The sequence below is a fragment of the Streptomyces palmae genome (assembly GCF_004684805.1).
Lineage (GTDB): Bacteria > Actinomycetota > Actinomycetes > Streptomycetales > Streptomycetaceae > Streptomyces > Streptomyces palmae.
Genome location: NZ_SRID01000783.1, coordinates 1 through 664, shown reverse-complemented (window position 1 = coordinate 664; position 664 = coordinate 1). Strand labels below are relative to the sequence as shown.

General features: G+C 76.7%; 1 protein-coding gene. It reads right to left on the bottom strand.

Annotated features, from left to right (window positions below; genetic code table 11):
• A partial coding sequence (locus tag E4099_RS32630) for a polyketide synthase dehydratase domain-containing protein (protein ID WP_209446834.1) occupies positions 1–664 on the bottom strand: 664 nt, incomplete at both ends.

Here is a 664-nt window from a genome sequence, read left to right as displayed (position 1 = left end):
CTCGCGGAGGGTGAGGGAGCCGAGGGTGAGCACGGGTGCGCCGGTGGTGTCGGCCGCGGTGAGTGCGGTGGTGCCGTCGGGTGCCGTGATCAGGCGCACCCGGAGCACGGTGGCTCCGGTGGCGTGGAGGCGTACCCGGGCGAGGGAGAAGGGGATGCGGGGTGCCGTGGGTGATCCGTCGGTCTGGGTGAGCACCAGCGGGTGGAGCGCGGCGTCCAGCAGTGCCGGGTGGAGGGCGAAGGCGCCGGCGTCGGGGTGGAGTTCCGCCGGGAGGCGTACCTCGGCGTAGAGGGCGTCGTCGGTGCGCCAGGCGGCGGTCAGGCCCTGGAAGTGCGGCCCGTAGTGGTATCCGGTGGCGGCCAGGGCCGGGTATGCGGTGGTCAGGTCGAGGGGCGTCGCGCCGGCGGGGGGCCACTGCGCCAGGGTGCGGTCCGGGGCGCCGCCGTCCTCGCACCGCGGCGCACCGGGGTGTCCGCCGACCGGGTGCGTGTCCCCGGACCGCGGCGCACCGGCGTCTACGCTGCCGTCCGGCTCCTGCGCACCGGGGTGTCCGCTGTCCCCGGACCGGGCCGTGCCGAGGTGTCCGGTCGCGTGCCGGGTCCAGGACGGTTCACCGGGTTCGGCGGGGGCCGGGTGCGGTCGGGAGTGGATTTCCAGGGTGCGC